The organism is Caldifermentibacillus hisashii (assembly GCF_039654145.1).
Lineage (GTDB): Bacteria > Bacillota > Bacilli > Bacillales > Caldibacillaceae > Caldifermentibacillus > Caldifermentibacillus hisashii.
On sequence record NZ_CP155467.1, the window covers coordinates 2,855,775 to 2,872,938 of the forward strand.

The 17,164-nt window shown below is 39.5% G+C and carries 17 protein-coding genes and 1 other annotated feature; of the genes, 6 read left to right on the plus strand and 11 right to left on the minus strand.

The genetic code is table 11. The features are described from left to right. Positions 1-9: 9 nt before the first annotated feature. Positions 10-324, minus strand: coding sequence for a rhodanese-like domain-containing protein (locus tag NSQ14_RS13845; protein ID WP_034771871.1), 315 nt, complete (start codon positions 322-324; stop codon positions 10-12). A gap of 70 nt (positions 325-394) precedes the next feature. Between NSQ14_RS13845 and NSQ14_RS13850 the strand changes: the two genes are divergently transcribed. Together NSQ14_RS13850 and NSQ14_RS13855 are read left to right on the plus strand one after the other, a co-directional pair. Further along, positions 395-688, plus strand: coding sequence for a hypothetical protein (locus NSQ14_RS13850; RefSeq protein WP_041845712.1), 294 nt, complete (start codon positions 395-397; stop codon positions 686-688). 277 nt (positions 689-965) lie between these two features. Continuing rightward, positions 966-1,157 (plus strand): hypothetical protein, encoded by a 192-nt coding sequence (locus tag NSQ14_RS13855; RefSeq protein WP_346216494.1) that lies wholly within the window; start codon positions 966-968, stop codon positions 1,155-1,157. Between the two features lie 82 nt (positions 1,158-1,239). Here NSQ14_RS13855 and leuS read toward each other — a convergent pair whose 3' ends face one another. From leuS to NSQ14_RS13885, 6 genes are all read right to left on the minus strand, one after another. Next, positions 1,240-3,654: a leucine--tRNA ligase gene (gene leuS, locus NSQ14_RS13860; protein ID WP_328168310.1), complete on the minus strand. Its 2,415-nt coding sequence runs from the start codon at positions 3,652-3,654 to the stop codon at positions 1,240-1,242. A 99-nt stretch (positions 3,655-3,753) separates the two neighbouring features. Next, positions 3,754-3,986, minus strand: a binding site (T-box leader). Between the two features lie 288 nt (positions 3,987-4,274). After that, on the minus strand, positions 4,275-5,267 hold the full coding sequence (bioB, locus tag NSQ14_RS13865; RefSeq protein WP_346216495.1) for a biotin synthase BioB: 993 nt from the start codon (positions 5,265-5,267) through the stop codon (positions 4,275-4,277). Between the two features lie 37 nt (positions 5,268-5,304). Beyond that, positions 5,305-5,889, minus strand: coding sequence for a biotin transporter BioY (locus tag NSQ14_RS13870; RefSeq protein WP_034771875.1), 585 nt, complete (start codon positions 5,887-5,889; stop codon positions 5,305-5,307). 79 nt (positions 5,890-5,968) lie between these two features. Beyond that, positions 5,969-6,238 (minus strand): hypothetical protein, encoded by a 270-nt coding sequence (locus NSQ14_RS13875; protein ID WP_328168313.1) that lies wholly within the window; start codon positions 6,236-6,238, stop codon positions 5,969-5,971. 135 nt (positions 6,239-6,373) lie between these two features. Further along, positions 6,374-7,561 carry an MDR family MFS transporter gene (locus NSQ14_RS13880; protein WP_251250003.1) on the minus strand — a complete coding sequence of 396 codons (1,188 nt, stop codon included), beginning with the start codon at positions 7,559-7,561 and terminating at the stop codon, positions 6,374-6,376. Positions 7,562-8,034: 473 nt separating this feature from the next. Further along, a complete protein-coding gene (locus NSQ14_RS13885) occupies positions 8,035-8,301 on the minus strand; it encodes a YtzC family protein (protein WP_041902934.1) in 267 nt (88 codons plus the stop codon). 335 nt (positions 8,302-8,636) lie between these two features. On the opposite strand from NSQ14_RS13885, the gene NSQ14_RS13890 reads away from it, so the two are divergent. Both NSQ14_RS13890 and NSQ14_RS13895 read left to right on the plus strand, forming a co-directional pair. Continuing rightward, complete coding sequence (locus tag NSQ14_RS13890; RefSeq protein ID WP_041902935.1) at positions 8,637-9,602, plus strand: TIGR01212 family radical SAM protein; 966 nt, start codon at positions 8,637-8,639, stop codon at positions 9,600-9,602. After that, a complete protein-coding gene (locus tag NSQ14_RS13895; protein ID WP_034771884.1) occupies positions 9,599-10,171 on the plus strand; it encodes a class I SAM-dependent methyltransferase in 573 nt (190 codons plus the stop codon). The genes NSQ14_RS13890 and NSQ14_RS13895 overlap by 4 nt, the downstream gene beginning before the upstream one ends. A gap of 209 nt (positions 10,172-10,380) precedes the next feature. Here NSQ14_RS13895 and NSQ14_RS13900 read toward each other — a convergent pair whose 3' ends face one another. Then, a complete protein-coding gene (locus NSQ14_RS13900) occupies positions 10,381-11,382 on the minus strand; it encodes an LLM class flavin-dependent oxidoreductase (RefSeq protein ID WP_034771885.1) in 1,002 nt (333 codons plus the stop codon). 186 nt (positions 11,383-11,568) lie between these two features. Beyond that, complete coding sequence (locus tag NSQ14_RS13905; protein WP_041845719.1) at positions 11,569-12,639, minus strand: tetraprenyl-beta-curcumene synthase family protein; 1,071 nt, start codon at positions 12,637-12,639, stop codon at positions 11,569-11,571. Between the two features lie 202 nt (positions 12,640-12,841). Here NSQ14_RS13905 and NSQ14_RS13910 point away from each other — a divergent pair, with 202 nt between their 5' ends. After that, positions 12,842-13,366, plus strand: a complete 525-nt coding sequence (locus tag NSQ14_RS13910; protein WP_346216496.1) for a gamma carbonic anhydrase family protein — start codon at positions 12,842-12,844, stop codon at positions 13,364-13,366. Between the two features lie 44 nt (positions 13,367-13,410). Here the strand turns inward: NSQ14_RS13910 and hmpA are convergent, their stop codons facing one another. After that, positions 13,411-14,613: an NO-inducible flavohemoprotein gene (hmpA, locus tag NSQ14_RS13915; protein ID WP_041845721.1), complete on the minus strand. Its 1,203-nt coding sequence runs from the start codon at positions 14,611-14,613 to the stop codon at positions 13,411-13,413. Between the two features lie 437 nt (positions 14,614-15,050). Between hmpA and NSQ14_RS13920 the strand changes: the two genes are divergently transcribed. Then, on the plus strand, positions 15,051-15,497 hold the full coding sequence (locus NSQ14_RS13920; RefSeq protein ID WP_346216497.1) for an Rrf2 family transcriptional regulator: 447 nt from the start codon (positions 15,051-15,053) through the stop codon (positions 15,495-15,497). A gap of 202 nt (positions 15,498-15,699) precedes the next feature. Here NSQ14_RS13920 and metK read toward each other — a convergent pair whose 3' ends face one another. Further along, entirely contained in the window at positions 15,700-16,896 is a 1,197-nt protein-coding gene (gene metK, locus NSQ14_RS13925; protein ID WP_041848375.1) for a methionine adenosyltransferase, read from the minus strand. Between the last annotated feature and the right edge of the window lie 268 nt (positions 16,897-17,164).

Here is a 17,164-nt window from a genome sequence, read left to right on the forward strand (position 1 = left end):
TTAAAAATTTTATGAATTTTGCTCATTCCATTCTAATTCACCGGTCCACTCAAGCATTCCGCCAATCATATTGACGACTTTATAGCCATGGCCTTCTAAAAATCCACACACTTGCCCGCTCCGATTTCCCGAACGGCAAATGAAAATATATTCTTTATCTTTGTCAAGCTCTGTCATTCGTTCCGGAATTTGCATCATTGGGATATGTTTCGCACCCGGAACCATTCCTTCTGCTATTTCTTCTGGTTCACGAACGTCAATGATGTGCAGCTTTTCCCCTTTTTCTATTTTTACTTCAAGTTCTTCAGGCGTAATGACCTTCATCTTCCATCATCCTTTGTAAAAAATATCATGCGTTCATTTTAGCATAATAGATTCAGTAACGAGGATTAGTTTGACTTGGTTAATTAGTGATGGGATACGTAAATCTTTTATTATAACAAAATTAGCGACGAGAAAGGGTCTCTTCGTCAAAAAAAGGAAGTTTCCACTTCAAATTGGTAACGAGTTCGAGGCTCGTCGTCAAAAATGGGTGGTTTTCGGCTCAAAACGACGACGAGAACAGGGCTCGTCGCCAAAATTGAGACTTTTCCATCTCAAAATGGTGACGAGAATAGGGCTCGTCGCCAAAAATTCAAGTTTCTCGCCTCAAAATGGTGACGAGATTCGCCCTCGTCGTCAAAATTAAGCGGTTTTCACCAAAAAAAGGTGACGAGATTGAGTCTCGTCGCCAAAAAAGAGCGTTTCTCACCGAAAAATGGTGACGAGAACGGGGCTCGTCGTCAAAAACAAGCATTTCTCACCCAAAAACGGTGACGAGAACGGGGCTCGTCGCCAAAAATTCAAGTTTCTCGCCTCAAAATGGTGACGAGATTCGCCCTCGTCGTCAAAATTAAGCGGTTTTCACCAAAAAACGGTGACGAGAATTAGTCTCGTCGTCAAAAAAGAACGTTTCTCACCGAAAAATGGTAACGAGAATAGGGCTCGTCGTCAAAAAATTGAGTTTTCCGCCCAAAAGTGGCGACGAGAAACGAGGCTCGTCGTCAAAAAAGAGCGTTTCTCACCGAAAAATGATGACGAGATCGGGTTTCGCCGCCAAAATAGAGCAGTTTTCACCTCAAATTGGTGACGAGAATAGGTCTCGTCGTCGAAAATGAGACTTTTTCACCCCAAAATGGTGACGAGATTCGCCCTCGTCGTCAAAATAGGTCATCCGTAAAAGATGACCTTTTTCCAAAATTAATTTGCCACGATATTTACCAATTTTCCCGGTACGGCAATCACTTTACGGATTGTTTTCCCGGCCAATTGGGCTTGAATGGCTTCATCCGCTTTTGCCAATTCCTCCAATTGCTCCTTACTGCTATCCACCGGCACCATTTTCTTAGCCCGAACTTTGCCATTCACTTGAATAACAATTTCGATTTCATTATCAACTAATTTACTTTCGTCAAAAGTCGGCCAAGTCGAAAAAGTAATCGATTCATGATGCCCTAATTTTGACCATAGCTCCTCAGCGATATGCGGGCAAACCGGTGATAACAATTGCAAAAATCCTTCCGCAAATTTCCGCGGTACTTCCCCAACTTTATAGGCCTCATTGATAAATACCATTAATTGGGAAATTGCTGTGTTAAAACGAAGGCCTTCATAATCCTCCGTCACTTTCTTCACGGTACGGTGATATGTTTTTTCCAATTCATCGCCAACTTTGTCGACAATCTTATCAGAAAGCGTGCCATCCTCGTTAACAAAGAGACGCCAAATCCGGTCCAAGAACCGGCGCGAACCGTCAAGTCCGGTTGTTGACCAAGGTGCGGATGCTTCCAGCGGTCCCATGAACATTTCATACAAGCGCAATGTATCGGCTCCGTGGCTTTCCACAATTTCATCCGGGTTTACAACATTGCCTTTCGATTTACTCATTTTTTCATGATTTTCACCGAGGATCATTCCTTGGTTAACCAATTTTTGGAATGGTTCCTTCGTAGGTACTACCCCAATATCGTATAGTACTTTATGCCAGAACCGGGCATATAGCAAGTGTAGGACTGCATGTTCAGCTCCACCGATGTACAAATCAACCGGCAACCAATATTTCAATTTTTCCGGATCTGCGATAAATTGATCATTGTTCGGATCGATGTAGCGGAGATAATACCAGCAGCTACCGGCCCACTGTGGCATTGTATTTGTTTCCCGACGTCCTTTTTTGCCTGTCACCGGATCAATGACTTCCAACCAGTCTGTCGCATTGGCAAGCGGTGATTCCCCGGTTCCGGACGGTTTAATTTCTTTCATTTCCGGTAAAAGCAGCGGCAATTCTTCTTCCGGAACAGTTGTCATGGTACCGTCTTCCCAATGAATAATCGGAATCGGTTCACCCCAATAGCGTTGACGGCTGAACAACCAGTCACGCAATTTGTATTGAACTTTTTTCTGCCCGATGCCTTTTTCTTCTACCCAAGCAATCATTTTTGCAATGGCATCTTGTTTATTCAAACCATCAAGAAATCCGGAATTTACATGCACGCCGTCACCGGTATACGCTTCTTTTTGAATATCCCCGCCGGCAACAACTTCACGGATCGGCAAATCAAATTTTTTCGCAAATTCATAGTCACGTTCATCATGTGCCGGTACCGCCATAATTGCCCCGGTACCATAAGTGGCCAGCACATAATCGGCAATCCAGATGGGCATTTTTTCACCGCTTGCCGGATTCACTGCATAAGCGCCGGTAAATACACCCGTTTTTTCTTTTGCCAAATCCGTCCGCTCCAAGTCAGATTTTGTTTGGACTTCTTTAAGGTACGCTTCAACTGCATCCTTTTGTTCAGCTGTCGTAATTTTCTCGACTAAAACATGTTCTGGAGCCAAAACCGCATACGTGGCACCGAACAAAGTATCCGGACGTGTTGTGAAGACGGTGAAAGTATCGTCGTGACCGTCAATTTGGAAGTTAATTTCTGCACCCTCTGAACGGCCAATCCAGTTCCGTTGCATTTCTTTAATACTTTCGGACCAGTCCAATTCATCCAAATCTTCCAATAGACGATCGGCATATTCAGTAATCTTTAACATCCATTGTTTCATCGGTTTCCGAATTACCGGGTGGCCTCCGCGTTCACTTTTCCCATCGATGACTTCTTCGTTGGCAAGAACTGTTCCAAGCGCCGGACACCAGTTAACCGGCACTTCATCAATATAAGCCAGCCCTTTTTCATACAATTTGATAAAAATCCATTGGGTCCATTTGTAATAATTCGGATCGGTTGTATTCACTTCCCGCTCCCAATCATAGGAAAAACCTAGATCGTTTAATTGTTTCTTAAATGTTTGAATATTTTTTTCAGTAAATTCAGCCGGATCATTACCTGTATCAATTGCATATTGTTCGGCAGGTAATCCGAACGCATCCCAGCCCATTGGATGAAGAACATTATAGCCTTGCATTCTTTTCATACGTGCAGTAATATCAACCGCCGTAAAACTTTTCGGATGTCCGACGTGAAGACCTGCCCCTGATGGATAAGGAAACATTCCCATTGCAAAAAATTTCGGTTTATCTTTGTCTTCGGTTGTTCGAAATGTATGATGTTCTTGCCAATAGTTTTGCCATTTCTTCTCGATTTGTCTATGGTTGAAACTCACTGAAATTGCCTCCTTTAACTTTTTCAATTATCCTCCATTTTGACCAATAGCTTTCTTTTCAAAACATTCACAAATAAAAATCCCCCCATCCCAAAACTGATTTGGGACGAGAGGATTGTCTCCCGCGGTACCACCCAATTTAATATATATCAGCATATAATGCCGAAATATATTCACTTGATTAGCCCGTAACGTGGGTCGAGCCGGCAAATATTACTCAATTCATATTTGCAACTCAGAGGCGAGTTCATGTTGCTGATGACTAACTCCCACCGACCGTTAGCTCTCTTTGAACAACAGCGGACATTACTACTCCTCGTCACCGTTTTTATCCAGTTAGTATGGCAATATTATAGTGAAAAATTTGGAAAAAAGCAAGCAAAGTTCGAGAAATTTCGATAATTCACCCCGCTCATTAACAATCAACAGGGGCCATCTATCTCTCACTTAGTAAAAATGAATCGGACATTTGCAAAATTGCTCTTTTCCTTCCCCTTATTATCCCGAGTTTTGAGACTGAAGTTTGATTTGTCGTTAAACTCGGGATAAACTTACATTGCCATGCTATCGGGATTAAACTTTGTCAGTGGCAGGTGACTGAGAACATAGTTTTTAAAAGCTTATCTGGTCGAAACGAATTGATAGTTAAAGTCAATTTCAAAACCGAGATCATCCAACATTCGTAAATCGGCTGAATCTGCTTGACCTTCTGTAGTTAAATAGTCGCCAACAAAAATTGAATTGGCCGGATATAACCCGAGCGGTTGCAGACTGCGTAGATTTACTTCTCGACCGCCGGCAATCCGAATTTCTTTTGAAGGATTGACAAACCGCATCATCGCTAATACTTTTAAACAATACCGGGGATTTAATTCCTTTGTTCCTTCCAAAGGGGTCCCGCTTATGGCATTTAAGAAATTTACTGGAATGGAATCAGCATCTAAAGCTTTTAAACTGAAAGCCATATCAACGACGTCTTCTTTCTTTTCTTTCATACCAACAATAATTCCTGAGCATGGAGAGATTCCCGCCTGTTTTACCCTTTCAACAGTATGTATCCGATCTTGATAGGTGTGGGAAGTGGTAATTTCGGGATGATGTCTTTCTGATGTGTTTATATTATGGTTATAACGATCGACTCCGGCTTCCTTCAGTTTTACCGCTTGTTCCGGTTTTAAAATACCTAAGCATGTACAAATCGTTAACGGATATCGCTCCTTTATCTCCTTGACAGCTGCAGCAACGGTTTCAATTTCGCGATTACTTGGTCCTCTCCCACTTGCAACAATACAATACGTACCTATTTTCATATCATAAACTTGTTTCGCACCGGCTAAGATTTCTTCTTTTGATAACATCGTATATTTTTCTATCGGTGCTTTGGAAATGCTTGATTGCGAACAGTAGCTGCAATTTTCCGGACAAATACCTGATTTGACATTTTTTATTTTATTTAACTTCACTTTATTTCCATAATAATGGTGACGAATGATATATGCACCGTGAAGAAGTTCCAGTAATTGTTTATCAGGTGTTAGTAATATTGATAATGCCTCTTCATATGTTATTTCCTTGCCATTTAGTACTTCATATGCCAGTTCTTTCCAATCCACAAGATTTCCTCCTTTTCCCCTTGTTTCTCTGTCAAAGCTATGCACCTAATTTCAATTTTTTGAATTGGCCTTTTGAAAGGATGGAAACCCGCATGCGATGAGCAAAGATTCCGGCAACTACTGCAAGAATAATGTCTTTAGGAAGCGGCGGCAACATCCAAAGCCATGCCAATCCATATGAAAATCCGTCCGGTGCATCTGCCCAAAATTTATAAGCGAAATACATCCAGTTCGTCCCGAATAAATAATTAATCGCAGTGGCAACTAATGATGCAAAAACATACCATGATACAGTTTTTTTCTTTTCAATAATTTTTCCGCCCACGTAAGCAGCCAAAATGAAAGAAAGTATAAAGCCAAAGGTTGGGCTAAGAAGTGAACCAAATCCACCGCTAAAACGGGCAAAAACCGGTAATCCGACAAGTCCCATAAATGCATAAACACTTGTCGTAATCGCACCTAGGCGACTCCCTAGTATTAAACCGGATAACACGGCAAAAAATGTTTGTAAAGTGATCGGCACCCCACCTACTACCGCAAAGGGAATAATGGATGTAATATTTGCTCCGATTGCAATTAAAACAACAAACATACTAACCAATGTGATTTCAATAGTTTTCATTCGCGTTACCTCCTTTAAACAGTTGATATTTTAAAAATAATGAATAAGGAGGTATTTGTCAACTTATTTTTAGTATTAGTTAACATATTTTAAAAATAATTTTTAGTTCGCCTAGTTCAACAATCTTACCCGGATTTAACAGTATAGGACCAATTTCAATAGTGACATCACGATATTTCAACAACAAGATTCCCAATTCAATAAACCCACCCTTGAATTCAACAGTAACCCCCGCCAATTCAACAGTAAAAGGAAAAAATTCAACAGTAGATAGACGGGAATTCAACAGTAAATAGAAAAAATTCAACAGTAAATAGAAAAAAATCAACAGTGCACTCTTAAAATTCAACAGTACCCCCACCGATTTCAACAGTAAGATACCTTAATTCAACAGTGTATCCTAAGTTTCACCAGTGCCACACCAAAATATCAACCGCAAAAAAATCGCTGCCCGAAATGAGGCAGCGATTCAGTGAAGACAGCTTTACACAACTTTTGTCTGAAATTTTTTGTCCAAACCTTTATCATAAAAAATCGTTGTAAACATTGAAATAATGTACAGAAAAAATAAAATAATAATGAGGATAGACATCCCAAAATGATCGACAAGAATACCACCTAAAATCGGTCCGACCATCCTTCCTGCGGTTGCAGCACTGTTAATAATACCTTGGTAAAATCCTTCTTTCCCTTTTGGTGCCAATTGATCTGCGATAGTCGGAATGGCCGGCCAAACGAGCATCTCTCCACAAGTCAAAATAATCATTGCAGACATAAAACCGCTGAAATCGTGAGAAACGGCAACAACACCAAAGGAAACCAAGAATATGAAAGTGCCGATGATAATTTGTATTTTTAAAGATCGGGCAAACTTTTTCACAAATACGGCCAATAGCGGTTGTGCCAAAACAATTAATGCACCGTTCACTGTCCACAGAAGGCTGTATTGCTCAAGGGAAATATGAATTTCTTGCGTGTACGTTGCAATTGTTGTTTGCCACTGAACATAGGCAATCCAGCAAAGTGCATAACCAATAGAAAGAATAAGCAGGGCACGCATATTCCGTCTATAATGATGTACATTTTCTCCTTGAATTTTTATGGAGGAGATTCCACTGACAGCCTCATCGGAAATATTTCGATAAGACATAAATGCAATGATAAAAAAGATAAGGTATAAGACCATATTGGAAATAAAAATTAAATCAAAAGAAATAGATGCAATAAAGCCTCCCATTGCGGAACCGATAGCAACACCGATATTTGCCGCCACATACATCGCATTAAATGCTTTTCTGCCTCCATCTTTCCATGCTGCACCGGCTAAAGCGTAAATGGAAGGGTTGACAACCCCGGAGCCCAAGCCGATAAAAACAAGTAGAATCGCATAACTTGGCCAACCATGTGAAAATGTTAGAGCAATTAATGCGGCCAGTGTAATTCCGGCACCGGTAATAATGGCCTTAAAACCACCAATTTTATCAAACAAATAACCGCCTAACAAATTCCCAATGACCGAAGCTGCCGCATTTAACATTAAAACAAAACCTGCCAAAGATAACGATTTTCCTAAATAGTCGTGTAAATAAATGGTATTTAACGGCCATAAAAAAGAGCCTCCGGTAGTGTTGATCAAATGACCAATAAAAATAAACCAAAACGGACGAGGCATGAAAAACACTCCTTATAAAGTTTCATCCGTGGGATCATTCTCCCACGGATAGTTAGTTGAACCAATCGGACCTTTATGGACAGCCCTTCACTACTCTTCTTTGTAAACTCAAAATCATGATGTGGGGTATCACTGCCCAATAAGGTGGGATAAAAATTTTTCTAACAATATATTTAAGTTCACAAATTATTGTAGGAGTTTTTTTATAAACATGCAAAGAAAAGTTTTTGTGCAATAATATTTCTTTTTACATCAAATCATAAATATATTCAAAATCATTTTAAAGAAAACTCGGCGACTGCCGAACCTTCAGGCGTTGGCAGAGCCGCTAGAGCACTTATACTTAATTCTTAAAATTTCCCTCTACGTCGAAATCGCTTCTTTGCTGGAAATTTATACATTCTTAACGTACAAAAAAGGGTACCTAGAGGAATAAAGAAAATAATTCCTAATTCCAGGCACCCTCAAGTTCATTAATGATGGTCGAGCAATGTCATTTCATTTTGCAAAGATTGGATTTGTAATCTCATCCGATGAAGACGGTCTCTTTGCACGGCATTGGCACTCCTATACACGGCCATTAGTTCATTATATTGGTCTTCCAGCCTTTGTTGTGCCTCACGATATTCTTGATCATGAAAATGCCCTTGTTTTGAACCGTCGATTAACTGTTCTTGTGCAAATTCAACCGTTTGCTGACATTGGTAAAGAAAATCCTCCATAGACTTTCTTGTTGTCATCCACGCCCCTCCTCAATACCATCATTCATGTCCTTTCACATTTATTTTCCTCGTTTCATTGTAAATGTTGTCTCTCAATTAATGGGAAAATTGTCAAACACGATTTTTCCTTTAAGAACATGCAAGATATGAATAGGGATGATAAAATGAAAGTTATGGAATAAGTTAGTCATAAAAAACGCTCCTTATAAAGTGAAACTTCCATCAGTAGGGATTTGATGGTTAGTTAACCAATCAGACGCATGCGGGCATTTTCTTTGTAAACTATAATCTTGAGGGTGGGTCTTGACTCGCCGTTAAGATGCGATAAAACTGAAAGGAAGTTACGTTACGCAATGAATCCATTTCCGTATACAAATGATCATAAACGATACCATACTTGGAATTATCATCTAAGAAACCAGTTTGGCCATAAAGTTTTTAAAATTTCGTTGGACGGCGGGTTCGATTGTCCAAACCGTGATGGCACGGTCGCCTATGGGGGCTGTACGTTCTGCAGTGCGGCCGGATCCGGTGATTTTGCCGGTAATCGAGTTGAACCGATTGAGGTCCAATTTCAGTCAATAAAAGAAAAAATGCATCAAAAATGGAAAGACGGAAAATATATTGCTTATTTCCAAGCTTTCACCAATACACATGCCCCCGTTGATGTTTTACGGGAAAAATATGAGACGGCACTCAAGCAAGACGGTGTTGTCGGTTTATCGATTGCAACAAGACCGGACTGCCTTCCCGATGACGTCGTCGAATATTTAGCTGAGTTAAATGAACGGACCTATCTTTGGGTTGAATTAGGTTTACAAACGGTCCACGAGCAAACAGCCAAACTCATTAATCGCGCCCATGATTTTCAAACCTATGTAGATGGTGTTGAAAAATTGCGCAAACATCATATTCGCATCTGCAGTCATATTATTAACGGGCTGCCAATGGAGACACCGGAAATGATGATGGAAACCGCAAAAGCAGTCGCAGCTCTTGATGTTCAAGGAATTAAAATCCACTTGCTCCATTTATTAAAAGGAACTCCAATGGTAAAACAATATGAAAAAGGAATGTTGAAATTTTTAACCTTTGATGATTATGTCAATCTTGTTTGCGACCAATTAGAAATTTTACCCCCGGAAATGATTGTTCATCGGATTACCGGTGATGGTCCGATTGATTTAATGATTGGTCCGATGTGGAGTGTAAACAAATGGGAAGTGCTGAATGCGATTGATGCCGAATTGGAACGGAGAAACAGTTATCAAGGGAAGTTTTATCATGCAACTGTTGATCAGGAAGTGCATGGGGTATGAAGTTAGAAAAAATCTTGCCCTATTCACATTCTTTGTTGGAAAAAGCGGCTGCGACCGGTGATGTTGTTGTTGACGCCACGGTTGGTAACGGCAATGACACAATTTTTCTTGCCAAATTGGTCGGGCCGACTGGAACGGTTTTTGGCTTTGATATTCAGCAGGAAGCGATTGAGCGGACGAAGGAGAAATTGGCAAATAATGGTTTGCACGATTCGGTTATTCTGTTCCAAAGTGGGCATGAAAATTTGCTGGATTGCATTCCGGATTTATACCACGGGAAAATTAAAGCGGCCATTTTTAATCTTGGTTACTTACCAAATGGTGATCATTCAATCGTTACAAAACCGGAAACAACAATTACAGCCATTGAACAGCTGTTAGAAATAATGGATGTGGAAGGGATTATTGTCCTTGTGATCTACCAAGGCCATTCGGAAGGAAAAATTGAGAAGGAAGCTTTACTTAAGTTTGTAACTAATCTTGATCAACAAAGAGCACATGTATTACTTTATCAATTTTTAAATCAAAAAAATGACCCGCCATTTATTGTTGCAATTGAAAAACGGTAAGGGGGAAGTAAAAACCTTTTGGGAAGTAGCCAAAAGGTTTTTCTTTACTGTCTGATAGTGAGCACTCAAAAAGCTAATTGAATATTTTCCGTGTTGCTAAATGGCCATTCGTCCTGTATCTACGTTAAAAAAACATTTTTCATCCTCTGTAGTGTAGCCCGCTACATGGAGACCTTGAGAATTTTATCACAAAATCTATTCAGTACCAATCAAAGCATCTCATCCGCAATCAACGCATATGACTTCAGCTTATCTTGAAAGTCATAAGTGATTGAAACGAGCATGATTTCATCTGTTTGGTAAAGTTCACTTAATTCTTCAAGCTTTTGTTTGATTTTATTCGGATTCCCGACAATCATCCGCTTCCGATTTTCCTGAATTCGCTTAAGCTCAAAAGGACTGTACCGATAACTTATCGCTTTTTCCGGACTCGGTGTTCCTTTCGATTCCATACCTTGCTCCAACATAATCATACTTAAATCTATACTTGATGCAACTCGTTCTGCTTCTTCATCCGTTTCGGCACAAATAGCAAATACCGCTACCATATTTTTTGGCTTCTCCAAATAGTTTGACGGAGTGAAATTATTTATGTAGTGATTCATGAACGATACCCCGCCCTCGCCATTAATAAAAAGGGCAAAATTGTAGGGCAACCCCATTTTTGCCGCCAACACAGCACTTGCCGGACTGGAACCTAACATCCAAAGCTCCGGTACAGTCTTAACCATTGGAGATGCCTTCAAGCCATATAAAGGGTTCGTCTCCGGAAGATCATCATATAAATATTGCAGCAATTCTTCTACTTTTTCGGGATAATCATCGACATTCCGAGTACGACTTTTATTCAAAGCGATTGTTGCACGCGGCATTCCACCGGGAGCACGTCCGACACCTAAATCAATTCGTCCCGGCGCCAATCCCTCCAATACGCGAAAATTTTCGGCAACCTTATACGGACTATAATGCGGCAACATCACGCCACCTGAGCCGACTCGTATATGCTCAGTTTTTGCAGCCAAATATGCTAACAACACTTCCGGGGAAGAACCTGCTAAACTATACGTATCATGATGTTCTGATACCCAAAATCGGGTGTATCCCCATTTTTCGGCAGATTGAGCTAATTCTACCGTATTTTTCAAAGCTTCCTCGGCACTTTGCCCTTCTGATACCGGTGATTGATCTAAAATACTTAGTTTTAAAGACATTTTTCCATCCTCCTTAAGCGTTTTTGTTCAAATGATATGAATTCGCATATAGTGGAAAATTTCAAGTTTTAAGTATTAGTTCGCAAGCCGAAAAAATTTTATATTTTTTCGGTGACCAGAGACTTCGATAGCATTACCTCGCAAGCGAAAATGATTTTTCGCTGATTCCGGCTCTCCTCCTACCTATTACTGAGTTTTCCTTGCTTGATATTTTCGATAGGCTTTTGCATTTATATAAAAGAAGTAGCTTTTCGTACCACCTAATTTTAATAATTTTTGTGACAGTTCCTTTAATGATTGTTGTTCATCAACTTTCCCGTCGGATAAATATAAACCAAGTAAGCCGCGATTAATTAACTGATGAAATTTCCGATCCGGTAATTCCTTCGTATGTGTATCTGCCTCTTGTAAAAATAATCGAAACCTACGATACAGCTGTTCATGATTTTTATAATAAAAACAAAAGTTCAAATCACCGCCTTCCCGATCTTCTTCCTGGTCAATGAAATAATCGAGGAGGATGTGGAGCCCCTGAATATATGGAAAATAACCGTTGCGAATGGCTAATCCATCTTTTTCGGTAAAATCATCCCGCGTCGCATAGGCAACTAAACAAAAAATCCCTAATGTTGAACCGGAACAAGCGGAAAATTCAAACCATTCCATTTCCGGGAGATTCGTTTTTGACTCGTTAAACCATTTTTGTAACCGGGGAATCCGCTCCTCTACTTTCACATGTTTATGTACCTGTAAATCACAGTAATACTGGCATAGCTCAATTAAATATTCTTTAATCATTGGGTAATGCTTTATTTTTTTCAATACATTTTGGCAAGTTGTTACCAATTCCTGCAAATAGTTGCCATCCTCTTGATCATCCCGGTACCTGTAATAGTTCGTTCCCCCTTTTCCGACAGTCAATGCGGTTATCATGGATTCATGAAGTGCTCGAAAATCTGTCGGGTCTTGTGAATTGGAACGATCACATAAATTATCCAAATAATCACTGATTGTTTGATAAGCAATAATGAAGGATATAACTTTCGGATAGTTTTTCTCTGCCAAAAGAGCCAATATTGATCCACCTTCACAATGGAATCGTTTATTCTTAATACTTAAAAGCGCCTGTTTTCGCAATTCTTCATTCGGTATTTCATTCGCCCGCTTTTTCCAATAGTCTAGTTCCTTATGAACAGCTGGAAAAATTTTCTTATATGAATGAATCATTAACGTTATTGGGCCAGATGGAACTGCCACTTGATTCGCCTCACTTATCACTTATTACAATATAGTTTTTTTATATAAAGTATATTATATCGAAAAACAACTTGAATTTGTAATGACCTGTTTTTTCCGGCGTAGTTTTCTTTATTCTAACTTTACTCCTATGTTAAGCGTGAATAATTAATTATTATCATGTAAAATAGACTAGGTAGATTTTCATGAAGGGTGGAGTTGGATGTATAAAATATATCCCTATAAAGGGAAATACCCAAAGATTGCTGAAACGGCTTATTTGGCTGATTTTGTTACGGTAACCGGAGATGTGGAAATTGGGGAATATTCCAGCGTGTGGTTTCAAACGGTAATTCGTGGTGATGTGGCGCCGACAAAAATCGGGAATAACACAAATATTCAAGACTTATGCATGCTTCACCAAAGTCCCGGTAATCCGTTGATTTTGGAAGAGAATGTGACTATCGGGCATCAGGTTACCTTGCATAGTTGCATCATTCGTAAAAATGCGCTTGTCGGGATGGGTTCCATTGTTCTTGATGGCGCGGAAATTGGCGAACATGCTTTTTTAGGTGCCGGAAGTCTTGTCCCACCCGGCAAAAAAATCCCGCCACATACAATGGCTTTCGGCAGACCGGCAAAAGTAATCCGGGATTTAACTGACGAAGATTATGAAGAAATGAATCGGATTTACAAAGAATACCGGGAGAAAGGGCAATATTATAAAAATTTAAGAGACAATAACTAAAAAGACCGGATATCTCATTTCCCGGTCTTTTCATCCACTGCAAACTATTGAATAAAATCTACCTTTGGACCAAAGAACTCATAGCGAATATGGTGTTCAGGCAAACCCATCTGATTTAATATTTGAACAACAGCTTTCATAAAGGGTACCGGTCCACATAGATAACAAATAGTATTTTTAGATACAACCTTTTGTAAAAATGAAAGATCGATATAGCCGATATGATCACAGTCGGTCTCCTCAAGATTTTTTTGTTCTAAAACTGTATAAACTTTTGCCTTGTTTAGTTTTTTCGCAAGCTCCTTAACATAATCACCGAACGCTTGCACATTTTCGTTTTTGGCAGCTTGGATAAATGTGATTTCACGTTCGCTATTATCCTTAACCAATGTCTCAAACATACTTAATAACGGCGTAATTCCGACTCCACCGCTAATGAATGCGACAGGTTCAGTTTCTTCCGTATTTAATACAAAATCTCCAGCCGGTGCACTGATTTCTAGTTGATCCCCGACATGTACATGATCATGTAAATAATTCGATACCACACCCAACGGTTCACATTCATTTTCCCGTTTTACAGAAATGCGGAAATAATCATTCCCGGGTGCACATGATAAACTATAATGGCGATTATGTTTGAATTTTTCATCGGGTATGCTTAGGCGAACTGTTATGTATTGCCCGGGTAAGTAAGTTGGAATAGATGCGCCATCCGTTGGTTTTAAATAAAAAGATGTAATTACTTCACTTTCTTTAATTTTATCAATAACTGTAAATGCTTTAAAGTCAGTCCAACCGCCTTTTTGTAAGCTGGCTTCCCGATACATTTCCCCTTCAACTTGAATAAATACATTGGCAATTTCCTCATACGCTTCTGCCCACGCTTGCAAAATTTCATCTGTTGCTGCTTCACCCAATACCTCTTTAATTGCGGCCAATAAGTTTTCACCAACAATCGGATAATGTTCCGGTCTAATGCTTAAAGCCCGATGTTTATGGGCAATTTGTTTTACTGCCGGTAAAATTATCTCTAATTCATCAATATGTTTTCCTGCAGCAATGACTGTGTTGGCTAAAGCAGTCGGTTGAGTTCCTCTTCGTTGGTTCACATGGTTAAAATAATTTAACAGTTCAGGATGATTTTGAAACATTCTTTTGTAAAATGTGCTTGTAATCGTTGTGCCATATTCCTCTAATACAGGTACGGTTGATTTTACAATTTTGACTGTCTTTTCAGATAACACTATTACCATCTCCTTTAACATGTAAATTAAATACATCTTTAATCTAAAATAATTCTCTCTTTAAAGCAATATTTAAAATACATCTTTTAAAAAACGTTCACAATTAATAAACTGGTACTTTAATCGGTGGAAGAATTGATTGTCAGTTGAACTAATCAGATGTATGTGGGTACCCCCTCTCCTACCTATTTTCCTCGTTGACTATAATTTTTTGGGGCCTAACCTTGCTGTTATCTGTGGGATTTTCTCCATTCCCCACTCATGGTCAGTTTTGAACCAAACGGACGTATGCGAACAGTTCATCCTCTACCTTCTTTATAAACTCGAAAATATTGAGATAGGAATCTTCCTGCCCGTTAAAATAATAAATGTAGTATAATTGAGATAGCCGTAGTGATAATAATCTATCCATGCAAAATCTATGATTGGTGATGATAATGAAACTGACTTCTTATACAGATTTTTCTTTACGAACATTGATCTATTTAGCTTCACTTGAAACAGATAGACTTTGCAATATTCAGGAAATTTCAGATGCCTATGGTATTTCAAAAAATCATTTAATGAAAGTGGTTCATCACTTAGGAAAGCTTGGAATTATTGAAACCGTACGGGGAAGAAACGGGGGTTTTCGTTTGGCCCTTCCACCCGGCGACATCAATATCGGTAAACTTGTCCGGCAAACAGAAGATGGTTTTTATTTAGTTGATTGTTTTAATCCCGACACCCCGAATGCTTGTGTCATTACTCCGGTTTGCGGACTTTCTCATATATTAAGAGAAGCTTTACAGGCGTATCTTCATGTTTTGGATAAGTATACACTGGCCGATATTGTAAAGTCGCCCGAGGCCTATCAGGAATTACTATTTAAAGAAATACAATGAGTAGCAAACCATAGTTATACAAATCTGAAATCAATTTCTAAAATCTCTTTATTAGGATTTAACTTCTCCCATGGACTTTATAACTCAAGAAAGGGGCTGTCCAGAAAGTCATTTTTTCGACTTTTGGATGCCCCTTTCTTGTTTAAAAAACTTGATAAATCAATATTTTAAATGATTCGATATTAGAAGTTCTCCACAATAATTATCCCATTGCTGCTTTTTTCAATAACTCAGCTTTATCTGTTCGTTCCCACGGCAAGTTTATATCCGTCCGACCAAAATGTCCGTATGCCGCTGTTTGTTTATAAATCGGTCTGCGTAAATCAAGCATTTTGATAATTCCGGCCGGTCTTAAGTCAAAATGTTTACGGACTAGATCAACTAAAACTGCTTCATCAACTTGCCCCGTCCCGAATGTATCAATAGAAATTGAAACCGGTTGGGCAACCCCAATCGCATAAGCAAGCTGTACTTCACATTTATCGGCAAGTCCGGCTGCAACAATATTTTTCGCCACATATCGGGCAGCATAAGAAGCGGAACGATCCACTTTCGTCGGGTCTTTTCCGGAGAACGCACCGCCACCATGATGAGCATAACCCCCATATGTATCGACAATGATTTTTCTCCCCGTTAACCCGGCATCACCTTGTGGTCCACCGACAACAAAACGGCCAGTCGGATTAATAAAAAATTTCGTTTTATCATCAATAAACTCGTTTGGAACAACCTTTTTAATAACGAATTCATGAATATCCTTTTTTATCTGATCCAAATTTACTTCTGGGTGGTGTTGTGTTGAAATAACAATTGTATCGATTCGAACCGGTTTGCCATTTTCATCATATTCTACAGTTACTTGAGTTTTCCCGTCCGGACGCAAATATGGAATAATTTCTTCTTTTCTAACTTCAGCAAGCCTCCGTGCCAGCCGATGCGCTAATGATATCGGAAGCGGCATCAACTCACTCGTTTCATTGCAGGCAAAACCAAACATCAACCCTTGGTCTCCGGCACCGATTGCTTCGATTTCATCATCAGTCATCAAGCCTTCGCGCGCTTCCAAAGCTTGGTTAACGCCCATCGCAATATCCGGTGATTGTTCATCGATGGCTGTCAATACGCCACAGGTCTCTGCATCAAACCCATATTTTGCCCGCGTATAACCAATTTCCCGAACCGTATCCCGTACTATTTTTGGAATATCAACATAAGAAGTTGTGGAAATTTCTCCAAATACAAGCACTAACCCGGTTGTAATGGATGTTTCCGCAGCAACACGGGCATTCGGATCTTCGCTTAAAATCGCATCCAGAATCGCATCTGATATTTGATCGCAAATTTTATCCGGATGTCCTTCCGTTACCGACTCTGAAGTAAATAGATGTCGTGTCCCCATAATTTTCCTCCTTAAAATCGCGCTGGCATTCATTTTATAAAAGTAAAAGCCAGCTTTTTATTTGAAACGGATACAAGCCAATGCCCAGGATCAACATCGGAACGTTTTTAAAACATCTGCTTTATTATATTAATAAGCATTCCCCATTCAAATTGGAGATATAATTATACAAAAATCTAAAGAAAACTCGGTGACTGCCGAGCCATTAGGCGAAAGCAGAGCCGTAATTGCACTTATGCGTTAGGAAAGTAGAAATTGAAAAATTTCT